At 70.1% G+C, this 23,387-nt stretch carries 27 protein-coding genes; 17 read left to right on the top strand and 10 right to left on the bottom strand.

Features of this window, described 5'->3' with window-relative positions; genetic code table 11:
• A partial coding sequence (locus ACZ4EG_RS45570; RefSeq protein ID WP_467794904.1) for a methionine adenosyltransferase domain-containing protein occupies nt 1-330 on the top strand: 330 nt, incomplete at its 5' end.
• Nucleotides 331-359: 29 nt separating this feature from the next.
• Nucleotides 360-728: a hypothetical protein gene (locus ACZ4EG_RS45575; RefSeq protein WP_467794905.1), complete on the top strand. Its 369-nt coding sequence runs from the start codon at nt 360-362 to the stop codon at nt 726-728.
• A gap of 74 nt (nt 729-802) precedes the next feature.
• Here the strand turns inward: ACZ4EG_RS45575 and ACZ4EG_RS45580 are convergent, their stop codons facing one another.
• The 5 genes from ACZ4EG_RS45580 to ACZ4EG_RS45600 form a co-directional block, all read right to left on the bottom strand.
• Nucleotides 803-1,801 (bottom strand): hypothetical protein, encoded by a 999-nt coding sequence (locus ACZ4EG_RS45580; RefSeq protein ID WP_467794906.1) that lies wholly within the window; start codon nt 1,799-1,801, stop codon nt 803-805.
• Between the two features lie 179 nt (nt 1,802-1,980).
• A complete protein-coding gene (locus ACZ4EG_RS45585) occupies nt 1,981-2,223 on the bottom strand; it encodes a hypothetical protein (protein WP_453560481.1) in 243 nt (80 codons plus the stop codon).
• 5 nt (nt 2,224-2,228) lie between these two features.
• On the bottom strand, nt 2,229-3,194 hold the full coding sequence (locus ACZ4EG_RS45590; RefSeq protein ID WP_467794907.1) for an oxidoreductase: 966 nt from the start codon (nt 3,192-3,194) through the stop codon (nt 2,229-2,231).
• 33 nt (nt 3,195-3,227) lie between these two features.
• Complete coding sequence (locus ACZ4EG_RS45595; RefSeq protein WP_467794908.1) at nt 3,228-3,770, bottom strand: carboxymuconolactone decarboxylase family protein; 543 nt, start codon at nt 3,768-3,770, stop codon at nt 3,228-3,230.
• A gap of 244 nt (nt 3,771-4,014) precedes the next feature.
• Nucleotides 4,015-4,290 (bottom strand): hypothetical protein, encoded by a 276-nt coding sequence (locus tag ACZ4EG_RS45600; protein WP_467794909.1) that lies wholly within the window; start codon nt 4,288-4,290, stop codon nt 4,015-4,017.
• 107 nt (nt 4,291-4,397) lie between these two features.
• On the opposite strand from ACZ4EG_RS45600, the gene ACZ4EG_RS45605 reads away from it, so the two are divergent.
• The 8 genes from ACZ4EG_RS45605 to ACZ4EG_RS45640 all read left to right on the top strand — a co-directional run bounded on the left by ACZ4EG_RS45605 (nt 4,398) and on the right by ACZ4EG_RS45640 (nt 13,016).
• A complete protein-coding gene (locus ACZ4EG_RS45605; protein ID WP_467794910.1) occupies nt 4,398-5,405 on the top strand; it encodes a helix-turn-helix transcriptional regulator in 1,008 nt (335 codons plus the stop codon).
• Between the two features lie 391 nt (nt 5,406-5,796).
• Nucleotides 5,797-7,017, top strand: coding sequence for a cupin domain-containing protein (locus ACZ4EG_RS45610; protein WP_453560468.1), 1,221 nt, complete (start codon nt 5,797-5,799; stop codon nt 7,015-7,017).
• Nucleotides 7,014-8,084, top strand: coding sequence for a JmjC domain-containing protein (locus ACZ4EG_RS45615; protein WP_467794911.1), 1,071 nt, complete (start codon nt 7,014-7,016; stop codon nt 8,082-8,084). Before ACZ4EG_RS45610 ends, ACZ4EG_RS45615 begins: the two co-directional genes overlap by 4 nt.
• Nucleotides 8,085-8,092: 8 nt before the next feature.
• Complete coding sequence (locus ACZ4EG_RS45620) at nt 8,093-9,349, top strand: MFS transporter (protein ID WP_467794912.1); 1,257 nt, start codon at nt 8,093-8,095, stop codon at nt 9,347-9,349.
• On the top strand, nt 9,346-10,014 hold the full coding sequence (locus ACZ4EG_RS45625) for a 2OG-Fe(II) oxygenase (protein ID WP_467794913.1): 669 nt from the start codon (nt 9,346-9,348) through the stop codon (nt 10,012-10,014). Before ACZ4EG_RS45620 ends, ACZ4EG_RS45625 begins: the two co-directional genes overlap by 4 nt.
• On the top strand, nt 10,011-11,039 hold the full coding sequence (gene rsgA, locus ACZ4EG_RS45630) for a ribosome small subunit-dependent GTPase A (RefSeq protein ID WP_467794914.1): 1,029 nt from the start codon (nt 10,011-10,013) through the stop codon (nt 11,037-11,039). Before ACZ4EG_RS45625 ends, rsgA begins: the two co-directional genes overlap by 4 nt.
• 94 nt (nt 11,040-11,133) lie before the next feature.
• Nucleotides 11,134-11,673 (top strand): carboxymuconolactone decarboxylase family protein, encoded by a 540-nt coding sequence (locus ACZ4EG_RS45635; protein WP_453560456.1) that lies wholly within the window; start codon nt 11,134-11,136, stop codon nt 11,671-11,673.
• Nucleotides 11,674-11,690: 17 nt separating this feature from the next.
• The gene (locus ACZ4EG_RS45640; protein WP_467794915.1) at nt 11,691-13,016 is read left to right on the top strand and encodes an MFS transporter; all 1,326 of its coding nucleotides are present in this window, start codon (nt 11,691-11,693) and stop codon (nt 13,014-13,016) included.
• 59 nt (nt 13,017-13,075) lie between these two features.
• Here ACZ4EG_RS45640 and ACZ4EG_RS45645 read toward each other — a convergent pair whose 3' ends face one another.
• The 4 genes from ACZ4EG_RS45645 to ACZ4EG_RS45660 form a co-directional block, all read right to left on the bottom strand.
• Nucleotides 13,076-13,363, bottom strand: coding sequence for a DUF4287 domain-containing protein (locus tag ACZ4EG_RS45645; RefSeq protein ID WP_453560451.1), 288 nt, complete (start codon nt 13,361-13,363; stop codon nt 13,076-13,078).
• Between the two features lie 115 nt (nt 13,364-13,478).
• A complete protein-coding gene (locus ACZ4EG_RS45650; protein ID WP_467794916.1) occupies nt 13,479-14,033 on the bottom strand; it encodes a carboxymuconolactone decarboxylase family protein in 555 nt (184 codons plus the stop codon).
• 23 nt (nt 14,034-14,056) lie between these two features.
• Nucleotides 14,057-15,052, bottom strand: a complete 996-nt coding sequence (locus ACZ4EG_RS45655) for a hypothetical protein (RefSeq protein ID WP_467794917.1) — start codon at nt 15,050-15,052, stop codon at nt 14,057-14,059.
• Nucleotides 15,053-15,267: 215 nt separating this feature from the next.
• Entirely contained in the window at nt 15,268-15,420 is a 153-nt protein-coding gene (locus ACZ4EG_RS45660) for a hypothetical protein (RefSeq protein WP_467794918.1), read from the bottom strand.
• A 140-nt stretch (nt 15,421-15,560) separates the two neighbouring features.
• On the opposite strand from ACZ4EG_RS45660, the gene ACZ4EG_RS45665 reads away from it, so the two are divergent.
• Nucleotides 15,561-15,827 (top strand): hypothetical protein, encoded by a 267-nt coding sequence (locus ACZ4EG_RS45665; RefSeq protein WP_467794919.1) that lies wholly within the window; start codon nt 15,561-15,563, stop codon nt 15,825-15,827.
• 350 nt (nt 15,828-16,177) lie between these two features.
• Here ACZ4EG_RS45665 and ACZ4EG_RS45670 read toward each other — a convergent pair whose 3' ends face one another.
• Nucleotides 16,178-16,639 carry a MarR family winged helix-turn-helix transcriptional regulator gene (locus tag ACZ4EG_RS45670; RefSeq protein WP_467794920.1) on the bottom strand — a complete coding sequence of 154 codons (462 nt, stop codon included), beginning with the start codon at nt 16,637-16,639 and terminating at the stop codon, nt 16,178-16,180.
• Nucleotides 16,640-16,738: 99 nt separating this feature from the next.
• Between ACZ4EG_RS45670 and ACZ4EG_RS45675 the strand changes: the two genes are divergently transcribed.
• From ACZ4EG_RS45675 to ACZ4EG_RS45700, 6 genes are all read left to right on the top strand, one after another.
• A complete protein-coding gene (locus ACZ4EG_RS45675) occupies nt 16,739-17,236 on the top strand; it encodes an SgcJ/EcaC family oxidoreductase (protein WP_467794921.1) in 498 nt (165 codons plus the stop codon).
• Nucleotides 17,237-17,772: 536 nt separating this feature from the next.
• Nucleotides 17,773-18,318 carry a hypothetical protein gene (locus tag ACZ4EG_RS45680; RefSeq protein ID WP_467794922.1) on the top strand — a complete coding sequence of 182 codons (546 nt, stop codon included), beginning with the start codon at nt 17,773-17,775 and terminating at the stop codon, nt 18,316-18,318.
• Nucleotides 18,319-18,575: 257 nt separating this feature from the next.
• Complete coding sequence (locus ACZ4EG_RS45685; protein WP_467794923.1) at nt 18,576-18,959, top strand: hypothetical protein; 384 nt, start codon at nt 18,576-18,578, stop codon at nt 18,957-18,959.
• Nucleotides 18,960-19,045: 86 nt separating this feature from the next.
• Nucleotides 19,046-21,802 (top strand): glycoside hydrolase domain-containing protein, encoded by a 2,757-nt coding sequence (locus tag ACZ4EG_RS45690; protein WP_467794924.1) that lies wholly within the window; start codon nt 19,046-19,048, stop codon nt 21,800-21,802.
• 11 nt (nt 21,803-21,813) lie between these two features.
• On the top strand, nt 21,814-22,272 hold the full coding sequence (locus ACZ4EG_RS45695; protein WP_467794925.1) for a hypothetical protein: 459 nt from the start codon (nt 21,814-21,816) through the stop codon (nt 22,270-22,272).
• 154 nt (nt 22,273-22,426) lie between these two features.
• Nucleotides 22,427-22,906, top strand: a complete 480-nt coding sequence (locus ACZ4EG_RS45700; protein WP_467794926.1) for a hypothetical protein — start codon at nt 22,427-22,429, stop codon at nt 22,904-22,906.
• The last annotated feature ends 481 nt before the right edge of the window (nt 22,907-23,387 follow it).

Genomic DNA, 23,387 nt, shown 5'->3' on the forward strand with positions numbered 1-23,387 from the left:
GCGATGCGCTGGGTCGCCAAGAACGTGGTCGCCGCGGGCCTGGCCTCCCGCTGCGAGGTCCAGGTCGCCTACGCGATCGGCAAGGCCGAGCCCGTAGGCCTGTTCGTGGAGACCTTCGGCACCGAGGAGATCCCCCTGCACCTCATCGAACAGGCCATCGGCGAGGTCTTCGACCTCCGCCCGGCCGCCATCATCCGCGACCTCGACCTGCTCCGCCCGATCTACGCCCAGACCGCGGCGTACGGCCACTTCGGCCGCGAACTCCCCGACTTCACCTGGGAACGCACCGACCGCGCCGCCGCCCTGCGCACCGCGGCCGGCCTCGACTAGCCGGCCGCAACCCGCGAGAGGAACCACCCGTGTCCACGATCACCGCCCACCCCGGCACCGGCCTGCTCTGCGAGCCCGCCGCCACCGTACGCGCGCGTGGCAGCGTCGAAGGCCTTCTGGCGGACCTGCGCACCGGCACCTGGCGCCCGACGCCGCTCGAAGTCCGCGTCGCCGGACTACTGCTGACCTCCGTCGCCGGCGACGGCCTGCTCACCTCGCGTCGCATCCGGGCCGCGCTGTGGGAGGGGGCCGTCACGATGGTCCACGACAACGACGGCCGGTTCGCCCGCACCCTCGCCGGCCTCGTCCCCGTCCTGGACGACCCGCAGCTCACCGCCCCCGGCATCCTCGACACGGCGGGCGAACTGGTCGCCGCCGTGGCCGTCGCGGGCAGCTGAACCCCTCCCCGTATGACGTGGGGCCCGGCCGGAGGTTGCTCCGGCCGGGCCCCACCAGGTGATGCAAGGTCACCTCACTTCGCCCAGGGCGCCATCGGGTACCAGATCAGATCGCGGACGGCCAGGATCCGCACGTCCCAGTACAGGACCAGGAACACGCCCGCCGCCAGGAAGCCCGCCGCCATCAGTGCCGACGCGCGGCTCGGCCGCAGCGCCGTCCACCGGTGCAGCCGCTCCCCGAACAGACCGGCCACCAGGAGGAACAGCACCGACATGACGGTGATGTTGCCGATCGACTGCAGGCCGAACGCGACCGCGCCGTACAGCGGGTTGTGACTCTCGGCGGCGTCGCGGAACAGCTGGCGGAACAGCGGGAAGGGACGCCCGATCAGGAACGCCCCGATCAGGCCGCCCATCACCAGCATCGGCGCGCCCGGGAAGCGCCGCGACAGCCGCGCCAGCGGATCACGCACCACGCCCAGCGCCGCCAGGCCCAGATACGTCATCAGCAGACCGATCAGCCCGTAGACCACCATCGCCTGAACCAGACGCCCGGAGAATCCGCCGCCGCCCTGGCTGTCGTCGAACTGCGGCATGCCCGTACCGACGAGGGACACCACCGCCCCGTACGCGGCGGACACGACGACCGCACCGAGCGCGAGCCGGCTCAGCGGACGCAGCGCGGCGGCCATCCGGCCCCGCCGGGAGGAGGAAGGGCCGCCGGCCAGCGGCGCCAGCGCGCTGAAGACGGCCACGTTGCACGCGGTGAACGTGCCCGCGACACCGGTGGCCAGCGCGAACGCCAGACCCGCGAGCACACCCGCGATCGGCGTGCCCTTGGCCGCGTGGCCGAGCAGGGTGTCCGCGACGTTGTCGCCGATGGTCCGGTCCACGAACTGTGCGGACCACACCACCGTCAGGGCGAAACCGAAGACCGCGGCGACCGCGGCGACCAGCGCACGGCGGCGCGGCGCATGGCCGTTGAAGAAGAACGATGACGATGCGGGACCGGTGTCTGCGGCCCGCCGCGCCCGGGAGGGGGACGCGGCAGGCCGCTGCGCTGTCTGCGCCATGACAAGTCGCCTTTCGGGAGGGAGCGGGGGATCTACGGGAGAACTGCGGGAGATCGAACGCCACGCTAGGCCCGTGCGCACGCGCAGTGACGGTCCGAGCCCGCAGTGAGCACGGGGGAAGAAGAACCCGGACGCACTTCGTGAAGTCGATGCCGCCCGCGCCGCCGCGCGGCGCTCCGTCAGGGGAGCGGCAGCCCCTCGTCCCCGGCCCCGGCGGCCACCGCGAGCACGGTCGCCGGCCGCAGTGGGAGCGGCCGGCCCGATGCCGGAACTCCGCCCGCCGCACCCGTCGTCGGCGGATCGCCATCCGGCAGCACCGCGTCGAAGTTCCGCCACATCCACGCCCAGGCCGCCACCGGACGGAACCGGGCCTGACCGGCGATACCCGCACCCACACCGGCCGCGATGCTCTCCCCGGCCACGGCGCTCAGCCCCGCGATCCCATGACCGGGCACACACCCACGGCCGGCTCCGCCGGCCCCGGTGCCGGCGCGAACTCGTACCGCACCCCGGTCAGTTCCTCCGACAGCTCCCACAGCCGGGCCTGCGCCGCCGTATCGCGCGCCGCACGACTGGACCGCGCGGGCACCGGCGCCCCGCGGCTCCCGAACCGCCGGGCAGGCCCCAGATAGGCGCCCCGCGGCACCTGCGGGTCCGTCGCCGCCCGCAGCGACGGCAGCGCCGCCGCCTGCGCCGGCTGGGCCGGCCAGCGCATCCCCGCCGCGACCACGGGCCGCAGCACAGCGGGAGGGTCGCCGTGCCACAGCCCGGTCGGCGACAGCCCCGGATGCGCGGCGAGCGACACGGTGGCGGCACCCGCCGCGGTGAGACGGCGCTGCAACTCCCGGGCGAACAGCAGATTCGCCAGCTTGGAGCGCCCGTACGCCGTCACCGACCGGCGCCCTGACCCGGACCGGGCGCGGTCCGCGTCGAAACCGCCGAAGCCCGCACGGTGCGCGAGGCTCCCGACCGTGACGACCCGCGAGCCCGGCACCCCCGACATCAGACCGAGCAGCAGCCCCGTCAGCGCGAAGTGACCGAGGTGATTGACACCGAGATGGACCTCGAAGCCGTCCGCCGTAAGCCCGTACGACGGGAACATCACCCCGGCGTTGTTGACCAGCAGGTCCAGCCGGCCGTGCCGGTCACGCACCCGCGCGGCGGCCCGGCGCACCGAGTCCAGTGACGCCAGGTCGAGTTCGACCACCTCGGTGCTGCCGCCGGCCCACTCGGCCACGGCCCGTGCCCGCTCCGCGCTGCGGCAGGCGAGGACGACATGCGCCCCGCGGGCCGCGAGCACCCGGGCCGTCTCCCGGCCGATGCCACCCGAGGCGCCGGTGACCAGGGTCGTACGGCCGCTCAGGTCGGGAACATCTGCTGCGGACCACGTCATGTCGTCCTCCTCGGACGCCGGTTGGACGCCAGGTCAGTGCGCGGCGCCATAGCCGTGCTCGACGATGAGTTCGGCCGCCGCGCCGTAGAACGCCGGGTCCGACGGAACCTCGGTGGCCAGGCCGTTGACGTACCGGTTGAACATCGCGAACGCGGCCGCGATCAGGACCGTGTCGTGGATGTGGGTATCGGTGGCGCCCTCGGCCCGGGCGGCGGCGACCGCCTTGTCGGACACGGGAGCCGCCTTCGCCTGCACCTCGGCGGCCACCGCGAGCAGCGCCCGCAGCAGCGGGGAGATCGGGGCCGTGCCGGGGTCGGTGAGCACCGCGGCGACCAGCTTGGCGCCGCCGTCGAGCTGCGCCGCCGCGAACGCGCTGTGCGAACCGGCGCAGAACTCGGTGCAGTTGAGGTGGGAGACGTAGGCGGCGATCAGCTCGCGCTCCCCCCGGCTCAGCGGTGAGGGGCCGCTGCGCAGCAGGGTCTCCGCGACCTGCGACAGCACGCCCGCGGTGTCCGGGCGCTGGGCGAACAGCCCGCTGATGCCGGGAAGATCATGAGTCAGCTCGATGTGAGGCACGATGCGCGTCCTTTGTCTGCCGCGTTACCGACGGGGCCCTCATCGTCGGAACCCGTGGGCGGCCCGGCCAACTCCCAGAATGCGGACTCCTGCCGGCCCGGCCGGCGCCCCCATCTGCGCACTCAGAGAGAAGCGTCCCGCCGCCCGCTAGTCCAAGAATGGGGACGTGGCAAGCGACACCTCGCGGTACACCGAGACTTCGGCAGATGGCCGTGCCGGTACGGGCACGTCCGGCCGTCTGTCCTCATGCCTCGGCGGGACAGGTCAGCCGCCACGCGCTCAGGGCGCCGGTCACCGCCAGCGCCCGCCGGCACACCGCCCGGCACTGACGGACGGCGCTCGGCTCGTCCGGCGCCAGCAGGAACGCGGCACCCCGCGCACCGGCGCGGCTCACGTGCAGCCGGATGTGTTCCATGCCGTCGTCCGGGCCGCACACCGCCCACAGGGCGGCGAGCAGGACGTCGCCGGGCAGCTCCGGCGCGTCGTGCGGCTTGGCGAAGGCGAACTCGACGAGGTGCACGCACCCGAGTGTGCCGCACGCCACCGGCCCCGTCCCAGTCCTGACGGGGCCACGAACATGCCGTGGCACGCATGTGCCCGGCACCCACACGATGCGGGGGGACGCTGATGCTGCGCGTACTCGGACTGGACTCCGGGACGGAGGCCGTCTACCGGCTCATGCTGGAGCAGCCCTCCTGGGGCGTGGACCGGCTGGCCCAGGAACTGGACCAGGACCGGTCCGCCGTCACCACGGCCCTCGACACGCTCGCCGACCTCGCGCTGCTGCGCAGGGCGGCCGCGCCGGAGGCCACCTGCGGCGCCCCGCTGCTCGTGCCGCCCCGGGCCGGACTCGGCGCACTCCTGGAACGCCGCCAGGACGAACTGGCCCGCACCCAGCTGGAGATCGACGCCAGCCGTGCCGCGGTCGCCGACCTGCTGGCCGGCTACACCGCGCTCGGCCGCACCGCCGGCGCCGGCGTGGAGCGCTTCACCGGCGCCGAGGCCGTCGGCCGCCTCCAGGCCGACCTGACCGCGCAGGCCCGCGGTGAACTCCTCGCGCTCGCCCCCTCCACCACGGCGGGCGACGGCCCCTGGGACCTCGACGTCCCCCTCCATCTCGACCTGCTGGAACGGGGCGTGCGCGTACGCATCCTCCACATGGACAGCACCACGGGCCCGGCCCGGCGCCGCGAGGCCGTACGCCGGCTCACCCGGGCCGGCGCCGAGATCCGCACGCTGCCCGCGCTGCCGCTGCATCTGCGCCTCGTCGACGGCGCGAGCGCGGTCCTGCCCCTGGACCCCGACGAGCCCGACGGCGGAGCCGTCCTGTTGGACGAGCCCGGAGCCCTGGCCGGACTGCGCGCCCTGTTCACACACCTGTGGGACACGGCGACCCCGGCCGGCGGTACGGACCCGACGGACGGCGCCGGTGACGGCGTCACGGACATGTACTCGCCGCGAGAACGTGCCCTGCTGCGCTTTCTCGCAGAGGGACTGACCGACGAGGCCGCGGCCCGAAAACTCGGTATCTCCCTGCGCAGCGAACGCCGCATGATCTCCCATCTCTCCGACCGGACAGGCGCCCGCAGCCGTTTCCAACTCGGCCTGCAGGCCGCCCGAAGCGGCCTGGTGTGACACAACAGTGTCAAGGCATTCCTGTGCCGCCGAAAAATGCTGACAACCCCCTTTCGGGCATGTCAGAGTCATTCCAGAGAACGGGCCGGAAAGCACAAAGAACTCCGCTTGAAGGGCCGCTCAATTCCAACAGCAAGTCCCCGACTCGAATATCCGAATCCCCCGACGGAACGGGTCACTCAATCACTGTTAACCGGAAAGGAAAAGCATCATGGAGAACGAGAAGAACCTCGTCATGGAGATCCTCGAGGACGACAACTACGACTTCGAGGCCGAGTTCGGCCCCCGTCAGGACGTCGGCCACTGAGGCCCGCACCGTGACGCGGCCGGTCGTCCTTTCCCCGGACAACCGGCCGCGTCGGCCATCTACCCCGAGCGAGTGGTGAGCTGGATGAGCATCGACCTCAAGACCTGGAAGGCGTTCGCGGCGGCTCACGCCCCCGACTTCACCCGCACCGTCTACCTGCCCGGACTGGTCAACGATCCCGAGCACCTGCGCCGGCTGATCGACGACAGCCTGCGGACGGCGACCCGCACGGCGCCCGGAGACCTGCGCCTGCGCGCCTTTCGCCCCGGTGCGTTCGACTACCGGCTCACCCAGAGGTTCGTGAACACGCCGCTCGACGACGGCGAGAGCGCCACCGACTGGCTGGCCCGCACCGCCGACAGCGACGAATCCTGCCTGGCCGTCAACGACATCGCCGCCTTCAGCCTCCCCCTCGGCACCGAGGTGGCCCGGATCGTGGCGGAGCTCGTCGCCGACGAGCAGCACGAACTGCCCTCCGGCACCGACGTGTACACCTTCCTCGCCCACTCCGGATGGACACCGTTCGGCATCCACAAGGACGGCGAACCCTCGCTCATCTTCCACCTCGGACCCTCCCCCAAAGAGGTGTGGGTCTGGCACGACCACCCCTTCGACGCCTCCGGCATCACCCCCAGCCCGTCCTTCGGCCGCATCACCTTCGACATCGAGGAGCACCTCGGCTCCGCCGAGCGCCACCTCCTGCGGCCCGGCGACTTCCTGCTGATCCCCCAGGACACGTACCACGTCTTCCGCAACCTCGGGCCCTCCACGTTCCTCGGGCTCACCCTCTACCCGGTACGGACCCGCTCCCTGATCACCGAAGCCCTGTGGCGCACCGCCGAGCCGGCCGAAGCACTCGCCGCCTACCCGCCCGCCCGCCACGTCACCGACCGCGCCCGCACCCTCCTGCGCGACGACGGCACCCCGGGCACCGCCCTCGCCGACCGCGTCGCCCACCAACTGGCCCTCGCCCGGCTCCGGCTGCGCACCAACGGCTACCTGAGCCCGCCCCACCGCGCCGCCCTGCCCGCCACGGCACCCGCCCCCGGCACCCCGCTGCGCTGGGCCCGGCCCGGCGCCGTCGCGGCCGCCCCCCACCCCGACGGCACCGTCCTCGTCGCCCGCGGCCGCACCCTCACCATCCCCCACCGGGCCGACTTCACCGCCCTGGAGAACGCCACCGCCTCCACCGCCCCCTTCACTCTCGAAGAGCTGGCCGCCGCCCTGCCCGACACCCTCCCGCCCGGCAGCCGTGCCGAACTCGCCCGCGCCCTGCACACCATGGGGGCGGTGACCGCCCCATGACCGCGTTCGACGCCTTCGCCCACGCCCAGTCGCTCCTCGACGGCCTCGGCGACCAGCAGCCACCGGCCGACAGAGTCCGCCTGTACGAACCCGGGAAGGCCGCGGACGCCGCCGCCCGCGACGCCCTCCTCGCCGGAGTCTGGTCCGCGCTGGCCCGGCCCGGCGCGCTCGCCACCAACTTCCGACTCGTCGAGTCCGGCCGGCAGATCGACCGCAGCCGGTGGCTGCGCTCCCGCGTCGGCGACGGCGAGGTCCTGCACACCGCCCTCGTCCCCGCCTACCTGCACAGCGCCGTCGAACGCGGCGCCACCCTCGTCGTCAGCCACCTCGAAGCCCTCGACGAACGCGTCATGCTGCTCTGCGAGGCCCTGGAGTACCTGCTGCACGCCCGCGCCTGGGTCAACTGCTACATCACCGCCGGCGACAACAGCGCCTTCGACGTGCACAGCGACGACCACGACGCGCTCATCCTGCAACTGCACGGACGCAAGCACTGGCAGGTGGACTCCCGCGTCGGCGCCCGCTCCCGCGACCTCGCCGACGACAGCCTGGACCGCGTCCTGACCCCCGGCATGTGCCTGTCCGTGCCGCGCGACACCGCCCACCGCGTCAGCGGAACCGGCGACCTCACCGTCCATCTCACCGTCGGATACGAGCCGTTCGCCGACGTACGGGAGGAGACGCGCGCCGCCCACGAACTCGCCGGCCGGCCCGCCCCCGACCCCGGCCGCGCATGGCTGGCCGCCCGCCTGGCACAGCGCCCCGACCGCCGCGCCGGCGCCTCCCTGCCCAGCGCACTGACCGGCGAGGTCCAGCCCACCACCCGCATCCGCTGGGCCAGCCGCTTCCCCCCGTACATCACCACCGACGAGGACCACCTGACCGTCACCACCATGGGCCGGCGCATCCGCCTGGACACCCGGCTCGGGCACACGGTCGGCCTGCTGGCCCGCGGAGGTGCCCTGACCTTCGGTGAACTGGCCGTCCGCAGCGACCTGCCCACCGCCGACGTACGCGCCCTGGTCGCCTTCGGCGCCCGCAACGACTTCCTGATCTGCGAAGGATGAACCCGCCTGTGCTGACCGCCACACTCAAGGACCAGGCCGCGATGCTCCGCGAGCGCCGCTTCGCCACGTTCTTCACGGGCCACGTCGTCTCCAAGCTCGGCGACGCCCCCGTCCCGGTCGCGTTCGCCCTGGCCGCCTACCAGATCTCGCACTCGGCGGCCGCCCTCACCTGGGTCCTGCTGTCCCTGTGGGCGGCCCGCTTCCTCCTGGTCGCCACCGGCGGACGACTCGCCGACCGCCACAACCGGGTGACCGTGATGATCGGCGCCGACGTACTCCGCCTGCTCGCCCAGGGCGCACTGGCCGTCGTGGCGATCAGCCCGCTGCCCCTGCACAGCTGGCACCTGTGCCTGTCGGCAGCCCTCTACGGCGCGGGAACCGCCCTGTACAACCCCGCACAGATCGGGCTGACCCCCGAACTCGTCCCGAGGCAGCAGCTCCAGCGGGCGAACGGCCTGCTCTCCCTCGTGGCCGACGTGAGCTTCCTGCTGGGCCCGATCCTCGCCGGGGTCCTCATGACCACGGCCGGCTTCTCCTGGATCCTCTGGCTCGACGTGGCGTCCTTCGCCGTCAACCTCGCCTGCCTGGCCCGCCTCACCCGCCTGTACACCCCCCTGCGCGACCGGACGACCCCGACCGCACAGCCCACCGCCACCCCCGACGCGGAGCCGGACACCCGGTTCCGCGCCGGGTTCGCGGTCATGGCCCGCTACCCGTGGTTCTCCTTCGGCATGGCCCTGTGGTTCGTGGTCTCCCTCGGCATCGGCCTGACCGCCGTCGCCGGCCCCGTGCTGGCCGTACGATCCCTCGGCGGCACCGGCGCCTGGCCGCTGCTGGCCACCTGCCTCGCCGTCGGCTCGCTGCTGGGCTCACTGGCCGTCATGGCGACCCAGAAGCACCGCTGGAAGCCCGCGGCCGTCGTCGTCACCGTCGGCGTCGTACTCCAGTTCACCGCGCTCGCCCTGCGCGACCAGCTGCCCACCGCCGTCGTCGCGGCGGCATTCGTCCTGTCCGCCCTGACCACCGCCGCCTGCGGAATCGTGTGGGACACCGCCTACCAGAGCGAGATCCCCGAGCGGTACCTCTCCCGCCTCGGCTCCGTGGACAACTTCGTCAACGCCGCGGGCGTCCCCCTCGGCATGCTCCTGGGCGGGCTGACCGCCGACCACTACGACACCGTCTTCACCGGCATCGCCGTCGTACTCGTCCTGCTCTGCATCCCCGCGGCATCCCTCGCCGGACACGGAAGGAAGGCAACCGCATGAACACCGCCACCCTGCCGGCCCCGCCCACGACCGGCCCCGACGCCCGCGTCCACTCCCACGGCGACCGCTTCGTCGTCATCGACGACCTGCTGCCCCAGGCCGACTTCGAGGACACCGCCGCCGCCTTCGAACGCATCCGCCTCAAGCCCGTCCTGAGTACCATCGACCCGGTCTACGACGGCTTCGCCTACCGCGGCGGCGAGGAGAAACAGCGCCTCGCCGACAGCCCCGACGACACACCCCGCTGGCAGCGCGCCGTCAAGGAGCAGATCACCGCACACCTGGACCTCCTCGGCGCCCCCGACCGCGCCGAACGGCTCTCCCTCACCCTCAGCGCCTGGGGCTACCCCGCCGGCTCCCGCCTCAGCTGGCACAACGACGCCGGCGCCGGACGCGTCGGCGCCTACGTCTACTTCACCCACCGTGCCTGGGACACGGACTGGGGCGGCGGCCTGGCCCTGATCGACGAGCCCTCCCGCGCCGACGCCGCCGACGGCGCGGCGCTGCTCCACACCACCACGCACCCGACGCTCATCCTGCCCCGCCCCAACCGCCTGGTCGTCTTCCGCGCCCACACCATGCACGCCGTCCAGCGCGTCGACGCCACCGCCGGCGACCGGCTGCGCCGCACCCACACCGGCTTCATCACCGAGGACACCCCATGACCGGCACCGCCGCGACCGCCTCCGCGACCGTCGAGACCCGTCTCGGCCACATGCCCGCCGGCACCGGCTGGGCGCGTGTCGTCGTCCACCACGGCACCGTCTGCGACGTACTGCGGCCCGCCGACGACGGCACCCTCGGCGCGCACACCGCCGCCGTCGCGCCCGCCCTGCCGGTCACCCCGGTCGCCGGCGACTGGATCCGGCTCGGCGACGACGGCCGCGTTCACGCCGTGGCCCCCCGCCGCACCGTCCTCGGCCGGGCCGGGGCCGCCGGACACGGCCGCCAGGTCCTCGCCGCGAACATCGACACCGTCCTGGTGGTGGTCCCGCTGGCCGGCGGGCTGAACACCACCATGGTCGAACGCCTCAGCGTCATGGCCTGGGACAGCGGCGCGCAACCCGTACTCGTCCTGACCAAGAGCGACACCACCGACGATGCCGGTACCGAGGACGCCACCACCGCCGCGGCCCTCAGCCCCGGCGTCCCCGTGATACCGGTCAGCGTCCTGACCGGAGACGGCCTCGACGCCCTGCGCCCCCACCTGGGCCCGGGCACCACCGCGGTGATGCTCGGCCCCTCCGGCGCGGGCAAGACCTCCATGCTCAACGCCCTGGAAGGAACCGCCGAAGCGGTCGCCGCACCGGGCCGGGCGGGCGGCCGCCACACCACCACCACGCGCCGCCTGCACCTGCTCTCCAGCGGCGGTGTCCTCCTGGACATCCCCGGCATCCGCTCCCTGGAGGTAGCCGCCGGCCAGCAGGCCGTCGACGACGTCTTCACCGACCTCGCCGCCCTCGCCGCCCACTGCCGGTACGCCGACTGCGGCCACGACGGCGACGGCGGCTGCGCCGTGGAGGAGGCCGTCCGCACCGGCACCCTGCCCACCACCCGACTGGCCACCTGGCGCAAGCTCCAGGGCGAGATCGCCCACCGCCGCCGCCGGGAGAACCCCGCCGAGATGGCCGACATGCGCCGTCAGTGGAAGGCCGTCAGCAAACAGGCCCGCCGCAACGGACGACGCTGAACACCAACTCAGGTGAGCACGCCGGAAGTTGGCCGCCCCACTCGCATGTCCCCACGATGAGGCACCGACACTCCCACCAGCAAAGGACGGACCGGTGCCGCACATCAAGCTCACAAGCGACCTCCCGGGCATCAGGGGACTGATGACCGACCGCCCCGACACGGCCGCCCCGCTCAACGCCCTCGCCGATGTTCTTCTGCGCGGCGAGTCACCTCTCACCCGCGGCGAACGCGAACTGATCGCCGCCTACGTCTCCGAACTGAACGCCACCCGCTTCTGCGCCGACACCCACGGCGCGGCCGCCGCCATCCAGCTCGACGGCGGCAGCGACCTCGTCAAAGCCGTGCAGCACGACCCGGAATCCGCCACGCTCACCCCGCTCGTCCGGGCCCTGCTGCGCATCGCCGCCGAGGTCCAGGCCAAGGCCGCCCCCCTCTCCGACGAGACCGTGGCCGCCGCTCGCGCCGCAGGCGCCACCGACACCCACCTCCACGACACCGTGCTCATCGCCGCCGCGTTCTGCATGTACAACCGCTACGTCAGCGGCCTGGCCACCACCCTGCCCACCGAGCCCGGCTACTACGAGGAAGCCGGCCGACGCATCACCGCGCACGGCTACGCCGTCGCCGTCTGAAGGAGAAACGGCCCACCATGTCCGCCCCCTCACCGAAGAAGGCGCACCGCCGTGCGGTCACCGCCACCGTCGTCGGCAACTTCATCGAATCCTTCGACTGGCTCGGCTACGGCCTGTTCGCCCCCCTCTTCGCCGCCCAGTTCTTCCCCTCCGACAACTCCCTCACCTCCCTCCTCGGCGCCTTCGCCGTCCTCGGCGTCGGCGTCCTGATGCGCCCCCTCGGCGGCATCCTGCTCGGCCGCTACGCCGACCGGCGCGGCCGTCGGCCCGCCCTCATGCTCGCCATCTCCCTCATGGCAGGCGGCTCCTTCCTGATCGGCCTCATCCCCTCCTACACGCACATCGGCCTGCTCGCCCCCCTCCTGCTGCTCCTGGCCCGCACGGCCCAAGGCATCTCCCACGGCGGCGAATGGCCCGCCGCCGCCGCGTACCTGATGGAGGTCGCCCCCAAGCGCCGCAAGGCCACCTACGGCAGCCTGTTCTCCCTCACCACCTGTGCCGGCGCCTTCACCGCCTCCCTCCTCGGCGGTGGCCTGACCGCCTCCCTGGGGCCCGGCACCATGGCCGCCTGGGGCTGGCGCGTGCCGTTCCTCGTCGGCGGCGTCCTCGGCCTGATCCTGCTCGTACTGCGCACCCGACTCGCCGAAACCGACGTCTTCCGGCGCGAGGTCCGCACCTGCCGCGACCGCGGCTCGCTGCGGCAGCTCCTCGTCGCCCACCGGCGCAAGGTCCTGATCGCCGTCCTGTTCGTGGCCGGCACCGGTGCCGTCGGCGGCACCTGGACCGCGGTCGTCCCGGCCCTCGGAGGCCGTCTCGCCCAGCCCGGAACCATGTTCTGGGTCGCCGTGACCGCCACCGCCTCGATGATGACGCTCAACGTGCCGATCGGCCTGCTCGCCGACAGGATCGGCGCCGCCCGGCTCCTCGTCGCCGCCAGTGCTCTCTTCGCCGTCACCGGCTCCGTGTCGTACCTCACGATGACCGGCACCTTCGCCAGCCTGCTGTTCACCTACGGCTCCGGCGTGGTCTACCTGGTCTGCGCGACCACGGTGCTGCCCAAGCTGCTCACGGACATCTTCCCCGCCAGGATCCGCGCCCTGGGCGTCGGCCTGCCCAACGCCGTCACCGGCGCCGTCCTCGGCGGTGTCGCCCCTGCCGGCGCGGCCTACGCCGCGGCACACGACGCCTCCGGCTGGTTCATCGCCGGCGTGATGACCGCGGTCCTGCTGTCCATCCCGGCAACCCTGCTGTCCCGGACCATGCCGGCCGACCCCGCGGCCGCGCCGGCTCCGCCCGCCGAGGCCCGCGAACCCGAGCAGGCCCTGGCCACCACCGGCAGCTGACGCAGAACGCCGGCTCCTCGAAGCAGGAGCCGGCGTTTCGCTGTTCCCGTCACCGACGGTCAGGGCCGGTTGTTCTTCCCCTCCAGCCACAGCGTGTCGGTGTCGTCACGGTGCGAACCGTCCGAACCGACGTGCTTGTCGGAGATCTTCGCGCCGTTCTTGAAGACGTGCACCAGCGCCATCCCGTGGCCCCGGCCCAGGCCGTAGTCCTCCTTCAGCCACTCCAGGACCGCGCCCGCCTTCAGATCCGGGCCCTCGAAACCGCGCTCCTTCGCCAGCTCGATGAACTGACGAGGCGTCAGGCCAGTCTTGTCCTCAATGTTGTCCAGGTACGCCTGAAACGACATGTGCTCCTCGCTTTCCAAATCGTCCACGCCGACTACGGCCGACTACACCAGCCTGCACGCGAGCAAGGCCCCAACCCGCCTCCTGTCCGACACTCGAAGCGACTTCGCCACGTCGTCACCGGGCCGCTGCACCGCCCTGCGGCAGATACCCGTTCGCCACCAGAGCTGCACCGATCTCGTCGTACACCGCCGGATCCTCCGGAGCGATCGCCGCGAGGCCGTCGACATACCGGTTGAACATGCAGAACGCGGCGGCGATCAGCACCGTGTCGTGGATCGCCTCGTCATCCGCCCCCGCTGCCCGAGCGGCCGCCACGTCCTCCCCGGACACCGCCCGGGCATCGCCCCGCACCTTCCCCGCGAGGACCAGCAACGCCCGCAGCCGCTCGCTCACCGGAGCCGTCGCCGGATCCCGCTGCACGGCCTCGACCAGCGCGTAGTCGCCGCCGAGCGCGTGCGCCGCCGCGGCCGTGTGCGAGCCCGTGCAGTAGCGGGTCCCGTTGCGGTACGACACATACGCGGCGATCAACTCCCGCTCGGCCACCGACAGCGGCGAGGCGCCCCGCAGCAACTGCTCGGCCAACTCGCTGAGCCGACGGCCCGAGGACGGCTTGGCGGCCATCAGCCCGCGGATGCCCGGCACCGGCGCCGGGATCTCGATGTGCGGCATCGCGCTTCTCCCCGGCCGGCCGGTTACTTGTTGAACCACGAAGTCGAGGTCGGGTCGCTCGACAGCTGGTTCAGGAGCATGTTGGCGACCTTCTGCTCACCGGTGGACGAGGGGTGGACACCGTCGGACTCCAGGTCCGAGCACTTCCACTCCAGACCGTCGCTGCGCCCGGGCGTGCCGCCGGCCACCCGGTCCGAGCCCAGCCCGTCCGCCCACATGTACGGACCCCACGAGATCCACGGCGCGACACCGCCCGTCCCGTAGGTCAGGTCGGAGGCGCCGTTGATCTGGTCCTGGATCAGCTTCTTGACGGCCCAGCCCTGCTGGTACGCACCCGCGCTGCGGGCCGGGTCGTAGGTGTAGATGCGGCTGGCGACGTAGCCCAGCGCCAGGTTCGAGTAGTTCGAGCGGGCGTTGCGCAGGATCGAGGCGAGCGAGTTGCGCAGGTTCTGCGTCCCGGTCGGGAAGGAGCCGAGGCTGTCGCCCACGTACTGCTCCTTCAGCCACACCGCCTGCACCTGCGCGGCGGTCACGCCCGCTTTGGACAGCCGGCCGGCCAGCACCGACCAGGTGTTGTTCGACGGGTCCGCCCAGGCGTTGGCGTCCTGGCCGCCCTGGGCGCCGTCGACGATCACGAGCTTGTCGTTCAGGTTGGAGTACGCCTTGGCCGTGGAGATGAACTTCTGGAACTCCTGCGTGGTGTTGGACATGCCGATCGAGATCAGCACCACTTTGCCGTTGACCAGGTCGACCTGACCGGAGGCGTTGCGCGGCAGCACCTGGTTCTGCGCGATGCTCACCCCGGCGTTCGTGTGCGCGGCCGGCCGGACATTGCTGCCACCCGGGTACAGACCGCCCGTCAGACCGTTGTACGTACCCGTGCCCAGGTCGTCCAACGGTGCCTGCCCGCTGTAGGTGTACGTGCAGTCCGCCGCAGCCGATGCCGGCTGGGGGATCAGAGCGGCACCGAGAGCGGTCACCGCGACGGTCAGGCTGACGCCGAGACGTCCGGTCTTCATGGCTCCTCCTCAAGGAGACGATCGGCAAGGGGCCGGTCGACCCGCGACCGATGCTCGTCGCCCCCCGACCCGCCCGGCACCTCCTGCCGTGCCCTCCTCGACCTCACGACGACTGCGCCATGTCGCACCCGGACGCGGTCGATCCCGGCCCGTGCCACCTGGCGCCGCAGCGGACAGGGAGAGCCCCGTCACCTCACCCTCGAACGCTCGGCCCGCTACCACCACAGGTCGGCCCTCAGCAGCTCGCCGACGTGGGGCTCACCGATCCGCACAACCCCGTCGCCCACGTCCTGCAGCTCGTACCGACCCCGTGCGATGTCCTCCAACCGATTCCCGAGACGCCTGCCCGCCACCTCCTGCCCCGGCATGGTCCCCACCGCTCGGCTGCAGCGCGCCGCGGACGTGGCGAAGTCGGACCCGAGCATCCGCAGGCTCTCGGGTCGGGCCGACCGGTGGCCCATCGTGGTTCTGGCGAAGAGAACTGACAGGCGGAGAGAGGAATCAAGAAATGATCTCCAGGAGTCAGCCCGAGGAACCCGAGGAGACCACGACGGGCGACACCCCTCACGCAGGCGCCAAGTCCCATGCCACCGGAAAACCCGACCACCCCTTCGGCTTCTACTCCCGATCACTCAAGGACAGCGTGTGGGACGCCCCCCTCGAACGCACCGGCCACATCGGAAAGCAACTCGCCGAGAAGTGGAGCACCTTGAGCAAGAGCACCGAGACACCCCACACCAAGCACACAGAGACGGACCAGGAGCACGAGAAGTGAACTCGGCCCAGCCGTGACACTGCCGGGCTGACTCCCCGACGAAACCACGCGCCGTCATCGCCGCCCGCATCCCCACCGCCCGGCTGCGCACGTGCTGATCGCGCCGCACGGAGCCGCTGCCGGCAGTGCACCGCACTGAGTGCACCCAGCATCGCGATCCACGACGCTCCCGCATTTCCCCTTGACCTCGGTTCCTGTTGACCGGGCGTGACTGGAACCAATGGGCCATCCGCGTCCCGTGTTTCTTCAGGCGGGGGGCTTTGGAGACGGCCCAAATCTTCCAACCACCGCCGCTGGCTGCAACCACCGCCGCTGGCTGGCTGTGGCCCCGTGGCGGTGGTGTGCCGCTGTCAGGCGCCGTCCTCGGTGCGCAGCTGTTCGGCGGCGGCCTGGTAGGCGGCGGTTGCGCGGGTGAAGTAGTCGAAAAGGACGTCGAGTTGCTCGGGGGAGTAGCCGCCGAGGATCTCACCGATCTTCTGCCGGGCGGGGGCCATGACGCGGTCGAGGTCGGCGGGTTTGCCGACCGGTTCGACGATGACCTTGCGCCGGTCGTCGGGGGAGGGAACGCGGCGTACGTAGCCGGCTTGCTCCAAGCGGTCGATGAGACGGGTGGTCGGTCCGGTGGTGAGCCCGGTGCGGGTGCCCAGTTCGCCGGGGGTCATGGGCCCGGTCAGCTGAAGGATGTTCAGCGCGTACAGGTCGGTGGCGCCGAGCTCGCAGGCCCTGGCGCTGGCGTGACCGTGCAGCATCACGGCGCTGAGGTAGCGGCGGTAGATCTCGCTGGCGTCGGGTCGCATGGCAGGCGTTGACACGGGCTTCCTCACTCCATAATCTCTTCTTCAAGGAAGAGAAATCTTCAGCGCAGTTTCTTCTCTAACGAAGTTATCACCATTGAACCGGAGGAACACACCATGACCGCGCACCTGAACCCCGCCACCCCCCTCGACCCGGCCCGCACCGCGGACGCCGCAGCTGTCCATGCGCTGCTGGAGCGCAGCTGCGCGGCCTGGGCGAACGGTGACGGCGCCGCGTACGGCGAGCAGTTCACGGCGGACGCCACCGATGTCACCTACGTCGGCACCGCCTACCACGGCGGTACGGAGATCGGCCGCGCCCACCAGTCCCTGTTCGACAGCTTCCTCAAGGGCACCCGGCTGATCGTCGAGATCACCGACCTGCGTTTCTACGGCACCGACACCGTCGTGGTCGTCACCCGCGGCGACGTGCGCAAGGGCGGCCCGAAAGCGGACGACGACCTGGGCAGACTCGGCAAGCTCGCCACGTACACGGTCGTCCGCGAGGCCGACGGAGAGTGGCGCATCGCCGCCGTCCAGAAGACACAGCGCAAGCCGCTGCTGGAGGCGCTCTCCTTCCGCTTCCAGCCCGCCACCCGCCCCGCCGCGCGCTGAACACCTGGGGACCGCCCTGCCCGTCGCCGAGGAGACAGCCGCCTAGGCTTTCACCCGGCACCGGCACCGGCACCGGCACCGGAACAACCCAAGGAGCGTGTTCGGCCCGGCACGGGAGTGCCCGCCGGGCCCAGGCCTGCTGGTGGAGTTCACGGACATTGAGTAGCTGGAACTGCACTACTGACTGGGGCATTTCCAGGCTGTAATGGTGAGGCGCGTTTCCGCCATGACTCGTGCTGGCACCTGCTGACTCCGGTTTCCACAGCAGATGTATGGGGCATCTGTGTGCTCGCTGATTCCGCTTACGCTCGGCATGCATCGTCTTTTCGCCATGTGCACTCTGATGCTCTTGCGTCTGCTGCTGGCTGTGTGCCTAGAGTGACGGCCTGCTCTCGGTTCAGTTGGGGAACTGCCTGCCCGTCTCGTTCGGGCGGGACGGGAGCGGACGACCACTGCTTACTCAGCACAACGGGGAACACAGGCGCTTGCTGCCACGGGCCAGTCTCCTTGTGCCGTCAACACGGGGGATCACTGCCATGCGCAAGTGGCTACCTACTCTCGCCCTGTCCACAGCTTTCATCTCTTCGGTTCTGGCAGCTCCGCAAGCCTTGGCCCAGGAATCGAAGCCGGTTCCCGAGAAGGTGCCCGGCACCAATGTGGAGTTTTCGCTGAGCGCGGCGCGCGATCCGCAGACGCGTGCCCTCGCGGCGGCCGATCCCGCAGCGGTACAGGCCGGCGGCTTGTTGTGCGGAAGCGGATACAAGCTGTCATTTGCAGAACCTCTTCCGGATTCCCGCCGGTTCGGAACCCTGTTCACGTACACCAAGTACGTGAGCGGGGGGACGGACGGAGCATGTGCCCTCTTCGACAACAACCTCGGGGTCAAGAAGCACATGAAGCTGAAGCTGTGCGGGACCACGTGCAAGGTTGATGAAGGTTCGTTCTCGGAGTACGCGGGTCCGGTCAAGGTCGAGAGCAGCGAAAGCCACTTCGATCCGGCCTGTGCTGTGGTGAACGCACTGATGTGGGAGGGCGATGTGGCGATCATTGATCGGCAAACGCATGTCGGTGCCTGCGACTGACCATGACCTCTCCCTCTCCCTCTCCTTCTCCGAGGTGCCTGTTCATGCCCATGCGTATGTCGGTATCCCGTCCGCTCCTCGTCCTGCTCGTCGCTGCCGGAGCGATGACCACGGCGTGCGGGCGCGAACAGGCGAGCAACGGGGCAGATGCCGCAGCGGTCCCGTCTTCACCGCCTGCTTCCGCAACCTCGCCGACCGCTGCCACCGGAGGGCCTGGCAGGACGGAGGTGGCGAGGCGGAAGGCGGAAAGGGAGCGTATGCAAGCCGCACCGCCAGGGGTGGCCATCACTCCGTCCCCGGCCGGTACCAGCATCGCCAAGGGCAGCGAGAAGTTCGGAACTCCCATCGCCCGGCAGGGAGATGTGACCGTCTATACGCCGAGACGGGACGAAGAGGCCCTGACGGTCCCCGTAAAGGTGGTCAACAGCGGTAAAGTGCGCGCCTTCTACCGCTTCCGGATCCGTGTCACGGGGGCGGGTGGTTTCGACGCGACGGCAAGCGCCTCGGCGGAGGTCGTAGGCCTGTATCCCGGCACTTCGTGGCCGACCGAGTTGACCGTGAGGGACCCGGGCCACATGCCTCCCGCGAACCCGCATATCACCATCGTGGGCGTCGAGCGGGATGTGGATAAGTCCGGGTAGACAACGCGCAGACTCACATCGCGGCCCTGCGCCGTCTCAGCAGGGCCAGTTCGGCTTCCCGGCGACAAGAACACAACGACGGCTACATGGCTGGCCACGCCGACACCAGGAATGTCTGCTTCCTCTTCTACGACAAGACCGGTGGCGCAGTGAACGTCATGTACCTCACCGTGTGCCCCGGTTCCTCCTTCGACAGCCCCTACTGCGGGATCGACATCGGCCTGCACAAGACCTTCGCCGGCCCTGTGATTACGGGCAACGCCAAGTGCTACAGCATCCGGTACCAGATGCTCGCCGAGGACAAGTCGCGCTGGCTGATCAACGGCACGCGCCGCTCCGGCATGTGCCGACCTGGCAGGTCAACTGCCCCGGCTGACAACAGGCTGGGGCAGCCTGCCTCCCCTCCCTCACTCGTCAAGCAGCTCAGGAGTCTCGGCATGGCCGACACCAAAGTCCTCGAAGCACAGAAGTGGGTCAACAAGACCTACGGCAGTGTGCCCGGTTACGCGAAGTGCCCAGAAGACGGCAAGACCGGCTGGTCCACCATGTACGCCCTCACGATGGGATTGCAGAAGGAACTCGGCATCAGCCCCGTGGTTGCGAACTTCGGCGACGGCACCGTCGCCAAGCTCGCCGCGCTCGGCGAGCTCGGCAGTGGCTGGGCGAAGAACACGAACATCGTCAAGATCATCCGATACGGTCTGTTCTGCAAGGGCTACACCGGTGGCTACAGCGACACCGGCTATTACGACCCGGATATCGTCCTGGCCGTCAAGCACATGCAGGGAGATATGGGCCTCTCTCAGAATGGCTCGCTCCAGGCGAAGGTGTTCAAGGCGCTCCTCAACATGGATGCCTACGTGCTCACTGCCGGTGGGTCGGACGAGGTCCGCTCCATCCAGCAGTGGTTGAACGGGCGCTATTGGACGAAGAAGACGGTCGACATAGGCCCCGCCGACGGGCACTACTCCCGTAACGTCCAGCAGAACCTGATGAAGGCCATCCAGCTGGAGATCGGAATCGCCGAAGCGGACGCCACCGGCAACTTCGGCTCCGGAACGCAGGCGGGCATCAAGTCCAAGGCCGTCGTCTCCCAGGGCTCTTCCGGGATCTTTGTCCAGCTGTTCTCCGCCGCGTGCGTCTTCAACCAGCCGATCGTCACCGTCAATTCGGACGGCGACACTGTCCAGACGAACACCGTGTTCAAGACGACGTTCGACAGCAATCTGAAGACGTTCGTAACCGTCTTCCAGCGCTTCTCCGAGCTATCTGTCACCGGCCAGGGCGACTACGCGACGTGGGCTCAGCTTCTGGTGTCGATGGGTGACCCGGACCGACCGGTCACCGCCTCCGACACCGCCTACACCATCACGCCGTCGCGAGCGAAGAAGATGCACGCCGACGGCTACCGGTACGTCGGCAGGTACCTCAACGAAGCCTCCTCCGGCGGGGGGTCGAAGATGCTTGAAGAAGGCGAACTCGCCAACATTTTCGCCGGCGGCCTGCGCGTGTTCCCGATCTTCCAGGACAACGGCAGAACCCTGTCGGAGTATTACTGGGGCAACGGTTACAAGCACGGGCAGAAGGCACACGACCAAGCCGTGCACTTCGGGTTCAACCGGGGCACGGTCATCTACTTCGCCGTCGACTACGACGCCACCGACGCCGACATGCCGCAGATCTTGGAGTACTTCCGGGGCGTCGCGTCGGCCCTCGGAAGCAAGGGGAAGCGGTACCTGCACGGCGTGTACGGGTCTCGGAACGTGTGCGCTGAGGTCACCAAGGAGACCTACGCACGCTACTCGTTCGTGTCCGGCATGTCCTGGGGATTCTCCGGAAACCTGGGCTATCCCCTCCCGTCGAACTGGTCGTTCAACCAGGTCAAGGAATACGAAGTCACTGACGGAACGGACACGTTCTGGCTCGACCGTGATGCCCACCGCCTCGGTTCCGACCCCGGCCAGGACAGCGTCAACAGGCCGGCATCGCCCGCGGATGACTTCATCAACTACATCCAGTCGCTGTACGACCTGGCGAAGGCCTACGGCAAGGGCGACCCGAACCGGCTCGTCATGGAGTACATCCGCAGCGACAAGTACGACGACGCGACGTTCCGAGGCCTGATGGGGAAGGTGGACGCCGGCTTCGTCGCGTATGCGAACGACCACAACATGAGCATCTGGACCGAGTTCAAGGATCCGTTCACCGGCCAGTATCTCGGACCTGAGCACATGATGGCCACAGCGAACGGCCAGTACGTCAAGCCGAATCCCAAGGGAGATATCAGCCTCGGCGACGTCGCCGGTTGGGGCGGCGACCTGATGACCCTGTACGGCGAATGGCGGCGCGACCACGACTCCTACGCCTCCGGTGCGACCTACATCCGCGACAAGATGGGCAAGATCGGCGTCGCGTCCTCGTTCGGATTCTCCGACCTCGTCGAAGACACCGACGGCTACCACATCGCCCAGGCCGTGGGTGGCGGCAAGACCATCGTCCAGGCCGTCCGCGACCACTACCAGGGCAACGGCGGTCTGACCCGGTTCAGGGACTACCTGAATCAGCGATTCGGCGGCACCATCAGCGAGGCAGCCGCCCAGGCGAAGAAGATCCTCACCGACACTCCCCCCACCACGGACGGAGCGATCCTGGTGGGTGGCCGCATCCTCCTGATCCAGAAGTTCGGCGGCACGGGCACTCTGATGCCGCACCTTCTCCCCAGCGGCCAGCTCGACGACTGGTGCAACGCGTTCGGCGACAACCTGGTTCAGCACGCCTCCACGGAACGGATCCGACGGGCTGAGTACCAGGCAAACCAGCAACGATTCCTCCGCTCGAAGTAACGTCCAGGTGCATGGTGTCTCTGCTCGCATTTTTCGGCCCGCCCGCGATCACACTCCTCCTCTTCGCCGTTGGGGCATTCCCGTACGCGTTGTGGGTGACCAGGAGGAAGCCCTCGCAGCCAGCCCGCTGGGCCGTGATCGGGATCGCCGCAGCAATCGCTGCCTACGGGGCCGCAACCGTCTACGGGCTCGCCTTCACGAACCCGCTTGACATATGCGGAGACAAAACCGGCGACGGCGTGTACATGGACGCCGGACGGGACTACAGCCTGACATCCGTGAGCGTGGACAGCTTTCCTCCGTCCATCACCTGCCACTGGGCCAGCGGCCACAGCACCGAAGAGGTGTGGTTCTGGGCCCCGCCTCTGCTGTACGCAGGGCTGGCCTGCTCTGTCGTCTGCTCCGCCCTGCTTCTCATCAACCGCTACAAGGACAGAAAGGCTCTTCGTGACAACGAGCTTAACGCGTAGACGGGCCCTCGGCCTCGGCATAGGAGCCGGGGCAGCAATCGCCCTGGCGACTGCCGAACCTGCGCAGGCCGCCCCTGCTTCCAGCGAACACACATGGAAACAACCCCGGTCCGCGAACGGCTGGCCAGTCCTTGACCACACCACGACGTACCAGGTGGAGGGCACGGACGTCGAGGTCTCCTTGGCGAAGGGCGACGCGGCGACCGTACTGCTGTACGTGGCCCGCCGGTTCGCGTACGAAGTCGACATGCTCAGGGCCGGCGACCTCCACGGGCACACCACCGATCGAAGCGTTGGCGCCTCGTTCGAGTCGAACTATCTGTCGGGCACTGCTATCGCGATCCGTCCCATGCACTACCCGCTCGGCGCCGACGTCAAGAACACCGGCATGAGCGAGACCGAACGGATCGTCGTCGCGGACATCCTCGCCGACTGCGAGGGCGTCGTGGCGTGGGGCGGGGACCTGAAGCCGGTGAAGCAGTCCCACTTCCACATCAATGTCACGTCCGGAGATCTCCGCTTGAAGCGTCTCGCCGCCCGCATCCGAGGATGGAACGACACGCCTGGTGAGGGCGCCGGATCGATCGACGCCTTCGCGCCTGCCAGGCGACGTCTCGCCGCCCGCTTCCAGTAGTCCCGTTGCCGTCAGGCCCCGTCGAAGCTCAGCTGCTTTGGCTTCGGCGGGGCCTACTGCATGCCGAGTTCAGGGACGGCCCAGCCCCACCGTTCGCAGGCGTAGTCTGCGAACCACCGTCTGTCAGCAGACCCGGAGTGGTTCAAGGGTGTGGTGGTGGCCTGCTGTGCTGTCAAGCGGCTGATGGCTGAGCTGGGCCTGGAGGGTGTCATCCGCGGGCAGCGGCGGCGGACCACCGTGCCGGAGCTGTCGGCGCCCCGCTGGCCCATTACGTGAACAGGGGCGGTGCACACGACTGCCCTGCTGGAGTCGGCCGTCGCCGCGTCCGCGCTCTACAACAAGGTGGTGATGATGGAGGTGTGCGAGGCGCTGGGGCGGGCCTCCGAGCTGATGGGTGACGTGTGAGTTGCGGTGGAGTGCGTCAGCTGTCTGTACCGGGAGTGTGGGGTGTTTGTGCTGGTCGGGGGAGTGGACGGGAGTG

This window comes from Streptomyces sp. NPDC025638, assembly GCF_055558775.1.

Coding starts and splice junctions, on each gene's coding strand:
- ACZ4EG_RS45580 (WP_467794906.1), bottom strand. CDS start 1,801: ATGGCGCAGACAGCGCAGCGGCCTGCCGCGTCCCCCTCCCGGGCGCGG.
- ACZ4EG_RS45590 (WP_467794907.1), bottom strand. CDS start 3,194: ATGACGTGGTCCGCAGCAGATGTTCCCGACCTGAGCGGCCGTACGACC.
- ACZ4EG_RS45605 (WP_467794910.1), top strand. CDS start 4,398: ATGCTGCGCGTACTCGGACTGGACTCCGGGACGGAGGCCGTCTACCGG.
- ACZ4EG_RS45610 (WP_453560468.1), top strand. CDS start 5,797: ATGAGCATCGACCTCAAGACCTGGAAGGCGTTCGCGGCGGCTCACGCC.
- ACZ4EG_RS45615 (WP_467794911.1), top strand. CDS start 7,014: ATGACCGCGTTCGACGCCTTCGCCCACGCCCAGTCGCTCCTCGACGGC.
- ACZ4EG_RS45625 (WP_467794913.1), top strand. CDS start 9,346: ATGAACACCGCCACCCTGCCGGCCCCGCCCACGACCGGCCCCGACGCC.
- rsgA (WP_467794914.1), top strand. CDS start 10,011: ATGACCGGCACCGCCGCGACCGCCTCCGCGACCGTCGAGACCCGTCTC.
- ACZ4EG_RS45640 (WP_467794915.1), top strand. CDS start 11,691: ATGTCCGCCCCCTCACCGAAGAAGGCGCACCGCCGTGCGGTCACCGCC.
- ACZ4EG_RS45645 (WP_453560451.1), bottom strand. CDS start 13,363: ATGTCGTTTCAGGCGTACCTGGACAACATTGAGGACAAGACTGGCCTG.
- ACZ4EG_RS45650 (WP_467794916.1), bottom strand. CDS start 14,033: ATGCCGCACATCGAGATCCCGGCGCCGGTGCCGGGCATCCGCGGGCTG.
- ACZ4EG_RS45655 (WP_467794917.1), bottom strand. CDS start 15,052: ATGAAGACCGGACGTCTCGGCGTCAGCCTGACCGTCGCGGTGACCGCT.
- ACZ4EG_RS45660 (WP_467794918.1), bottom strand. CDS start 15,420: ATGCCGGGGCAGGAGGTGGCGGGCAGGCGTCTCGGGAATCGGTTGGAG.
- ACZ4EG_RS45665 (WP_467794919.1), top strand. CDS start 15,561: ATGATCTCCAGGAGTCAGCCCGAGGAACCCGAGGAGACCACGACGGGC.
- ACZ4EG_RS45675 (WP_467794921.1), top strand. CDS start 16,739: ATGACCGCGCACCTGAACCCCGCCACCCCCCTCGACCCGGCCCGCACC.
- ACZ4EG_RS45680 (WP_467794922.1), top strand. CDS start 17,773: ATGCGCAAGTGGCTACCTACTCTCGCCCTGTCCACAGCTTTCATCTCT.
- ACZ4EG_RS45685 (WP_467794923.1), top strand. CDS start 18,576: ATGCAAGCCGCACCGCCAGGGGTGGCCATCACTCCGTCCCCGGCCGGT.
- ACZ4EG_RS45690 (WP_467794924.1), top strand. CDS start 19,046: ATGGCTGGCCACGCCGACACCAGGAATGTCTGCTTCCTCTTCTACGAC.
- ACZ4EG_RS45695 (WP_467794925.1), top strand. CDS start 21,814: ATGGTGTCTCTGCTCGCATTTTTCGGCCCGCCCGCGATCACACTCCTC.